Source organism: Sphingomonas bacterium (assembly GCF_903643065.1).
In the GTDB taxonomy this organism is placed as follows: Bacteria; Pseudomonadota; Alphaproteobacteria; order Sphingomonadales; family Sphingomonadaceae; genus Sphingomonas.
Window position 1 is genome coordinate 1 of record NZ_CAHJWX010000073.1, and the last position, 7,520, is coordinate 7,520.

Genomic DNA, 7,520 nt, shown 5'->3' on the forward strand with positions numbered 1-7,520 from the left:
CCATACCCTCCTTCGACCGACTGCGCCCTCCGACGCCTCTGGCCCGCCTCGGCTTACGCCGCGGCTGCGACCGGAGCTCTGTAATCCTCCTGCTTCACCAGCAACGCCCAGACGGTGCGCGCCATCTTGTTGGCGAGCGCTACGGTCACCAGCATGCGTGGCTTGCGGGCCAGCATGCCCTCGAGCCATGAACCCGCTGGCGCCCCGCGCTTGCTCACCTGGAGCACGACCGCGCTGGCGCCGATGATGAGCAGGCGCCTCAGCGTTCGCTCTCCCATTCGCGAGATCGCACCGAGCTTCTGCTTGCCGCCGGTGGACGCCTGTTTCGGCACCAACCCCAGCCAGGCGGCAAAGTCGCGCCCCTTGGCGAACGTCTCGGCCGGGGGCACTATCGCCGCGATTGCAGTGGCCGTGATCGGACCGATGCCGGGGATGGTCATCAGCCGCCGCGCTACCTCGTCCTCGCGAGCACGCCGGGTGATCTCCTTGTCCAGCGCCGCTATTCGCTTGTCGAGATCGGCCAGCATGTCGACCATCATCGCGAACATCGGCCGCGCCGCCTCGGGCAGCGTTTCCCCGATCTCACCATCTTCGAGCAAATCCGCCAGCATCGCGAGGTGAGCGGCGCCCTTGGGCGCGACCCAGCCATACTCGCTCAGGTGACCGCGGATCGCATTGGCAAGCTGGGTGCGCTGCTTCACCGCCAGGTCGCGCGTGCGGAACACCAGCGCCGCCGCCTGCTGCTCCTCGCTCTTCACCGCCACGAAGCGCATGCTCGGGCGCTGTGCCGCCTCGCAAATCGCTTCGGCATCCACCGCATCGTTCTTGTGCCGCTTCACGAACGGCTTCACGTACGCTGGCGGGATCAGCCGAACCTCGTGACCCATCGCCCGCAGCTCCCGTCCCCAGTGATGCGCGCCGCCGCAGGCTTCAAGCGCTACCAGGCAGCGCGGGTGAGCCGCAAAGAAGTCGAGCAGCTTGCCGCGCGTGATCCGCTTGCTGAACACCGCTCGCCCGGTCGCATCCGCTCCGTGTGCGTGAAAAACATGCTTGGCGATATCGAGACCGATCGTGGTAACCTCTGCCATGGACGCCTCCCTCAGTGGTGTTCAACACCTCCACTCTGGCACATCGATGCCGTCGGGGGGCGTCCACCCCATCACCACAGCACGAAGCCGCTGCGCGGCAGTGGTGCTGGTGGTGAGGTAGCGCGCCCGCGCTGAGGTTTGGCGCGGCTGGGGCGGCGGCAGACGATGGAGTTCCTTCAACAAGAGGAACTCCCGATGGCAACTCTACCAACCGAACGGCCCGTCACCCCGCTGCGTCAGCGCATGCTCGACGACATGGCGATGCGCTCGATGCGGTCGCGGACCCAGCATGACTATGTCCGTCATGTTCGCGCCTTCGCGGCGTTCCTTGGACGCTCGCCCGACACTGCGACCGCCGAGGACGTACGGCGTTTCCAGCTTCACCAGCGCGATCACGGTGCCGGCGAGTCCGTCATCGGCGCCACGGTGTCGGCGCTGCGCTTCCTGTTCACGGTGACGCTCGAGCGACCAGACCTGTCGCATCGTCTCGTGCTGGCACCTCGTCCCAGGAAGCTGCCCGACGTGCTGAGCGTCGACGAGGTGGCGCGGCTCCTGGAAGCAGCGCCGGGCATCAAGTACCGGGCGGCGCTGGGGGTGGCGTACGGCGCTGGCCTGCGCGTGTCGGAGGTCGCGCACCTCAAGGCCGACGACATCGACAGCAAGCGCATGCTGATCCGCATCGAGGAGGGCAAAGGGCGCAAGGACCGCAACGCGATGCTGTCGCCGCAGCTGCTCGAGCTGCTGCGGCTGTGGTGGCGTGAGGGCAAGCGGCGCAGCGTCCTGTTGCCGCATGGCTGGCTGTTCCCAGGGCGCAGCTACACCGACCCGGTCTCGACCCGGCAGCTGCACCGCGCCGTGTGCGAGGCGGCCGACGCTGCCGGCATCCGCAAGCGCGTCAGCCCGCACACGCTGCGCCACAGCTTCGCCACCCACCTGCTCGAGCAGGACGTCGACATCCGCGTGATCCAGGTGCTGCTCGGGCACAGCAAGCTGGAGACCACCGCGCTTTACACCAAGGTCGCCACCCGCACGATCCGCGCCGTGACCGGCCCGCTCGACCGGTTGATGGCGCTGATGGAGGGGAAGCCTCCCGCCGGTTGACGCCGCGTGCGCACCTCCATCGAGGTCGCCGACATCTTCCGCGCCGCAGGCCGTGCGTACCGAGCGGCGCATGCCGGACACCTGAGCCTGGACCAGCTCAAGGTGATGTCGGCTATCGAGACCTGCCGCACCGCCGTCATGGGTGGCCACGTCGAGGCCTGCACCGACTGCGGGCATTGGCGGGTCGCCTACAACAGCTGCCGCAACCGTCACTGCCCGCGGTGCCAGGGTGCGGCTGCGCGCACCTGGCTTGCCGAGCGCGAGGCCGACCTCCTCCCGGTCGGATACTTCCACGTCGTCTTCACGCTCCCCGCCGAGGTCGCCGACATCGCGTTCCAGAACAAGGCGGCGGTCTACGGCCTGCTGTTCCAGGCGGCGTCCGAGACGATGACGACGATCGCGGCCGACCCGAAGCATCTCGGTGCCCGCATCGGCATCACCGCGGTCCTTCACACATGGGGGTCGGCGATGACCCACCATCCGCACATCCACATGATCGTGCCGGGTGGCGGCATCGCGCGTGACGGCTCGCGCTGGATATCGTCGCGCCCGGCGTTCCTGCTGCCGGTGCGTGTACTCGGCAAGCTGTTCCGACGCCTGTTCCTGACCCGGTTGATGGCGCTGCACGATGCCGGGCGGCTCGCCTTCTACGGCGGCATGGTGCACCTCGCCGACCGCCGCGCCTTCCTGCGTCACCTGTCGCCGGTCCGGAAGAAGAACTGGGTCGTCTATGCCAAGCGACCGTTCGCCGGGCCCGAGACCGTGCTCGCCTATCTGTCGCGTTACACCCACCGGGTCGCGATCTCGAACAGCCGCCTCCTGCGCTTCGACGAGAGCGGCGTGACGTTCCGCTACAAGGATTATCGTCGCGCCGGCGCCGACCGGCAGCAGGTCATGACCCTCGCCACCGACGAGTTCATCCGCCGCTTCCTGCTCCACGTCCTGCCGAAGGGCTTCCACCGCATCCGTCACTACGGTCTGCTCGCGGGTGCCACCCGCAAGGCCCGTCTCGACCACGTCCGCCAGCTGCTTGGCGTGGTGCCGCCCGCCACCACCGATGCGCCGGCCGACCCGCCGGATGTCCGACCGCCGTGCCCATGCTGCGGCGGGCACATGGTCGTCATCGAGACCTTCGAGCGCTCGTGCCGACCACGGGCCCCGCCGCACGCCACCGCTTCAACCGGGACCACGATGCCATGACCCCGCATGGCCCAGCTTCATCATGCCGCGCAGTTCCTGCGCTCCGGCGATGATGCCGCTCGCGCGGACGACACCATCGACCGCGTTGGCACCCATCTCAAGCCCCTGTTCAGAGCAACGTCGATGCCGAACACCGTCCCTGACAGCCATGTTGCCGACCGCTGACGCCTACGCCGACAGCCGTCCCGCGCATCTCACAACAGGGCCAAACCCGAAAAACCCATAGGTCACCGCCCGTGGCCCGCGGCTTCCTGCCTTGGAGGATATCGTACATCTGTCGATGCCCGATATCCTTCACAAGCCCGGACGTCCAGCGCGCCTCGGACGCTTCCGGAAACTAGCCGTTCGTTCATTCATCCGCCCGCTGCGCCAACGCTAACGTCGCCATCGACCAACCGCCTTTAGGGATATGGCGACTTACTGCGCCCGAGCCTTGCTTCCCAGCGCGTAGCCCGGCTCGAACGGCGCACCCTCGAACTCCAGCGCGTAGATGCTGGTCGACGCGCAATGGCTTTGCGAGCCGTTGGTAAAGGTGGCTGGCCGAAGACGCTCCACCGCCTTGGCCGGACCCATCCATGCTCTGACGGGGGCGAGCTCCTGTCCAGGTAGCAGCCGCTCCTGCTTCAAATCGAGCTGCCCAACATAGACGACCTCCCCCGCGCCGACGTCGAACGCGGGCGACCCTAGACAGAAGTTCAGCGCCATGATCCCGTCCACCATCGAGTTGATCCGCCACCGCCCCGGGGGCACCGCGAATGCCAGGAAGTTGCCGCCGGACGACGTGCCCAGCGTGCCGACGAACGCGGTAAGCACGTCCGGCGCATGGTCGAGCGTCGAAGGCATAACGTTTGCGTCCGCCCCCACGCGGTTGAACGAAAAGCCGTTCCCTTGGCGCAGACTCATGCCCTTGATGTTGACGACAATCAGCGCCGATCCCGGAGGCGCGCTATCGAGCAGCTCGGGCTTGAGCGCCTTCTTGGGCCACTTCGGGTCGAGCTTGACACGTTCGGGCTTGGGCGCGGCCCGATCGGCCGCCTTGTCGGCCTTGAGTGTTGCGGAGACGGTGGAGCCGACCGCGAGCACGCTCAGCTGGCCGTTCCGGGTGTGCTGAGCGTGAAGCGAGAAATGGTTCACCGAGGCGAGCGCCGCGTCGTTGTGCCACACCCGGACGACCTGGCCGTGCGGCGTCTCCGCTCCGATCCAGGGCGCGAGCTTAGCTGCCAGTTCCGCGGACGGCAGCGCCGCCAACCCCGCGCCCTCGGTGTCGTCGAGCTGCACCACCCGCCACCCCCGCACGACCATGCAGTTCTCGATCCCCGCGGACATTACCCCGCGCGACGCCGAATCCGCCCGGGCGCCCGCGATCAGGGCGTCGAGAACTCCCACCCCGCCAAAACCCTCTTGTGCCGAGCGCATGTCCGAAATGGCGAGCAGACAGGCCTTTACGTCGGCATCGTGCTTAGCCCCGTCCGCATCGGGCCAATTGTAATATGTGTAACCGCGCGTCATCCGCCCGAGGTTGAGGTCACCCCCGTCACCAGCCGGCGCGGCCGCGGCGCCAAGCGCCGCCAATGCGCCAAGCGCCATGACACCGAAATCCATGCGTCCGCTCCCCCGGCTAGCAACGCTGCGCCGCTCCCCTTGAGAGTTACGGGCAACCCTCCAAAACGGCAAGCTCTGCCGCCGGGGCAGCATCTTACACCTTCAAGTCGGCCGCGGCGTTGATCGCGCGCGATTTCGGCCCATAGTGGCCGGACGGAGGAGCCGATGCTGTTCGAGACGTTGGCGGCCGGCAATGGGCTGTCGAGGTCGCTGGCGACGAGATCGTCACACGAGAAGGGAAGCTAGCATCTTGCACGTGATCATTACCGGCGCGAACGGCACCCTGGGACATGCGGTCTTGCGCCGTCAGCAGAACGCCGGTGCTCGGGTGGCATCCGTGCATGGTGCTTCGGGCAACGACGATCCGGCAGCCGGCACGTTCAGAACCGACAATCTGGCAGACGAAGCGGAGGCTCGCGAGGTAATCGGGCGAGCAAGCGAGTGGCTCGGCGCCATCGACTCGCTTATCCATCTTGCCGGTGGGTTCAGTTGGATCGAGGTCGGTTCGTCGAAGCTGGCCGATTGGCGAGCGATGTTCGACGCGAATATCGCAACCGCGGTGGCGACGATCGGCGCTGCGCTACCGACGATGCGTGACGGCGGATCGATCGTTCTCGTCGGAGCCAACTCGGCACAGCCTGCCGGTGCCGGCTTCGGTCCTTACGGCGCGGCGAAGTCCGGTGTGGCTCGGCTGGTTGAAGCTCTCTCGATCGAGCTGAGGCCCAGGCGCATTCGCGTGAATGCGGTGCTGCCGGCCATCATCGACACGCCGAAGAACCGCTCGGACATGCCGGATGCGAATCCTGAAACCTGGACAGGGCTAGACGCGATCGCGGACGTGATCGCCTTCCTCGTGTCAGACCATTCCCGCGCGATCAACGGCGCGCTGGTGCCGGTGACGAATGCAGCCCGATAGGAGTGACATGACATTTGCGCTTTCAGAACACGACTTGGCCGACGTTCCCTCCCGCCTACCGGCGTGGAACGTCGACGGCCCGCGGAACGCATTGCACCGGCGTTTGGTATTCGACAACTTCGGTGAGGCCCTCGCGGCAATGGTTCGCATCGGCGTAGAAGCCGACAAGGCCGATCACCATCCGGAATGGGCAAACGTCTTCGGCACCATCGACATCTGGCTTACCACCCATGATGTCGGCGGCGTGTCCGAGCGCGATCTAGCGCTCGCGAGACAGATCGATGGCATGTTTCCCCACAAGGGTTCTTCCAATGACGCGGCTGCGTCGCGTCGGTCGTAGAATAAGTAGCGTAGCAAGGGCTCGGTTCGTCCGCATCGAGCCCAGCTGACCGCAGAGTTCCGCTCGTAGAACCGGGTTGGAAACCGGGTTGTGAAGGTTGAAGCGCAAAAATATCTCATGAAAACAAAGGGAAATGGCGGAGAGGGTGGGAGAGGATGTGGATCACTTTATTCGTCCGTAAGTTATTGAAATTGTTGTGCTCCAAGAAATTTGTGTACCAGCATGTGGAACAGCTTTGTGTACCAGGATCGTAGTCCCAACTACCGTTCTTGGAAGGGAAAAACGACGCCTGCTCCCTCTGCGCCCGTGGGTTCGACGCCTTTGGCCGCGGGCGCTGCAGAGCGTTCAGCCAGGCAAGGAACCGCGTACCTGATCGAGGAAGCGGCATGCACCATCGACGTCGCCGCTCTGTATGACGGCCATGCGCGCAGGCAGCTGGCGGGCGTAGTTCCGCGCAATCGCGAGCATGTATTTCTGTTGGTGCGCAAGATCTTCAAAGGTGCGTTCTGGCCTGCGCCGGTCGGGATCTTCGGCGCGTCGAGCCTGGATCAGCTCAGGCGACGTGACCAGGACCAGAAGTCCGTCCACGCCCAACGCCCTCATAACTTCGACAGGCACGTCCACCAGCTCCCGGTCGTTATCAATGAAGGCGTGCGCCTCCAATAGGATAGGCCTGTCCAGCTGCCCCTCACGCGCCTTCCGAAAAACCTCGACCAACCTGTTCTGGTTTTGGAGCACGTCGTTGCTCGGCGCAGTCCGCAATGCCTTGCCGGTGGTATGAAGAGCCTCTCGAAGAAGTCTGCCCGCGCTCAGTCTCACGAACTCGGGGCGCCGGGCCACGATCCGTGCGGCCAGCCAGCTCTTGCCGGCTCCCGAGACGCCAAGCAGTGCGGTCGTGGGCGCCACGGTCATAGTGCGAAGCCGAAGTTCATAGACGGGAAGAGCGCGGCAAGCCCCGTCCTCGGAATGCTGGTGACCGACTGCGGGGCGCCCCGCAACACCCCCGCCTCGAGGAGGCGCGGCAATCCGACGGCGGGCTGCAGGTGCTGCACATGCAGGAAGTCGATGACCGTTATCCAGCGATTGACGGCGGACTCATACCAGCCGGCGCCATTTGTACTGATCGGCACCTGGCTAGGGAACGTGCCTTCGCCGATCTTACGATAAAGAGTGGTACGTGACAGACCCGTGCGGTCTGACGTGCTCCCCTGAAACTCCGCCAGTCTGAGCTAGAGTCGGCCTTCGTGAGGAGACGGACGTGAGGAAGACCAGG

General features: G+C 65.8%; 8 protein-coding genes and 1 pseudogene. 5 read left to right on the plus strand and 4 right to left on the minus strand.

Annotated elements, in window-relative coordinates; translation table 11 throughout:
- Positions 1-53 precede the first annotated feature (53 nt).
- A complete protein-coding gene (locus HUU95_RS04080) occupies positions 54-1,088 on the minus strand; it encodes an IS110 family transposase (RefSeq protein ID WP_174278937.1) in 1,035 nt (344 codons plus the stop codon).
- Between the two features lie 195 nt (positions 1,089-1,283).
- On the opposite strand from HUU95_RS04080, the gene HUU95_RS04085 reads away from it, so the two are divergent.
- The 3 genes from HUU95_RS04085 to HUU95_RS04095 are packed head-to-tail and all read left to right on the plus strand — an operon-like array spanning position 1,284 to position 3,554.
- Entirely contained in the window at positions 1,284-2,189 is a 906-nt protein-coding gene (locus HUU95_RS04085; RefSeq protein WP_174278938.1) for a tyrosine-type recombinase/integrase, read from the plus strand.
- A 6-nt stretch (positions 2,190-2,195) separates the two neighbouring features.
- Positions 2,196-3,389, plus strand: a complete 1,194-nt coding sequence (locus HUU95_RS04090) for an IS91 family transposase (RefSeq protein ID WP_174278939.1) — start codon at positions 2,196-2,198, stop codon at positions 3,387-3,389.
- A 6-nt stretch (positions 3,390-3,395) separates the two neighbouring features.
- Complete coding sequence (locus tag HUU95_RS04095) at positions 3,396-3,554, plus strand: hypothetical protein (protein WP_174278940.1); 159 nt, start codon at positions 3,396-3,398, stop codon at positions 3,552-3,554.
- A gap of 252 nt (positions 3,555-3,806) precedes the next feature.
- Here the strand turns inward: HUU95_RS04095 and HUU95_RS04100 are convergent, their stop codons facing one another.
- A complete protein-coding gene (locus HUU95_RS04100) occupies positions 3,807-5,084 on the minus strand; it encodes a hypothetical protein (RefSeq protein WP_174278941.1) in 1,278 nt (425 codons plus the stop codon).
- A gap of 163 nt (positions 5,085-5,247) precedes the next feature.
- On the opposite strand from HUU95_RS04100, the gene HUU95_RS04105 reads away from it, so the two are divergent.
- Positions 5,248-5,907 carry an SDR family oxidoreductase gene (locus HUU95_RS04105; RefSeq protein ID WP_254602610.1) on the plus strand — a complete coding sequence of 220 codons (660 nt, stop codon included), beginning with the start codon at positions 5,248-5,250 and terminating at the stop codon, positions 5,905-5,907.
- Between the two features lie 7 nt (positions 5,908-5,914).
- Positions 5,915-6,247, plus strand: a complete 333-nt coding sequence (locus tag HUU95_RS04110; protein ID WP_174278943.1) for a 4a-hydroxytetrahydrobiopterin dehydratase — start codon at positions 5,915-5,917, stop codon at positions 6,245-6,247.
- Positions 6,248-6,592: 345 nt separating this feature from the next.
- On the opposite strand, the gene HUU95_RS04115 is transcribed toward HUU95_RS04110, so the two are convergent.
- Complete coding sequence (locus tag HUU95_RS04115) at positions 6,593-7,159, minus strand: ATP-binding protein (protein WP_174278944.1); 567 nt, start codon at positions 7,157-7,159, stop codon at positions 6,593-6,595.
- Positions 7,160-7,320: 161 nt separating this feature from the next.
- Positions 7,321-7,470, minus strand: a pseudogene (locus tag HUU95_RS14465) (helix-turn-helix transcriptional regulator); the annotation flags it as partial.
- Between the last annotated feature and the right edge of the window lie 50 nt (positions 7,471-7,520).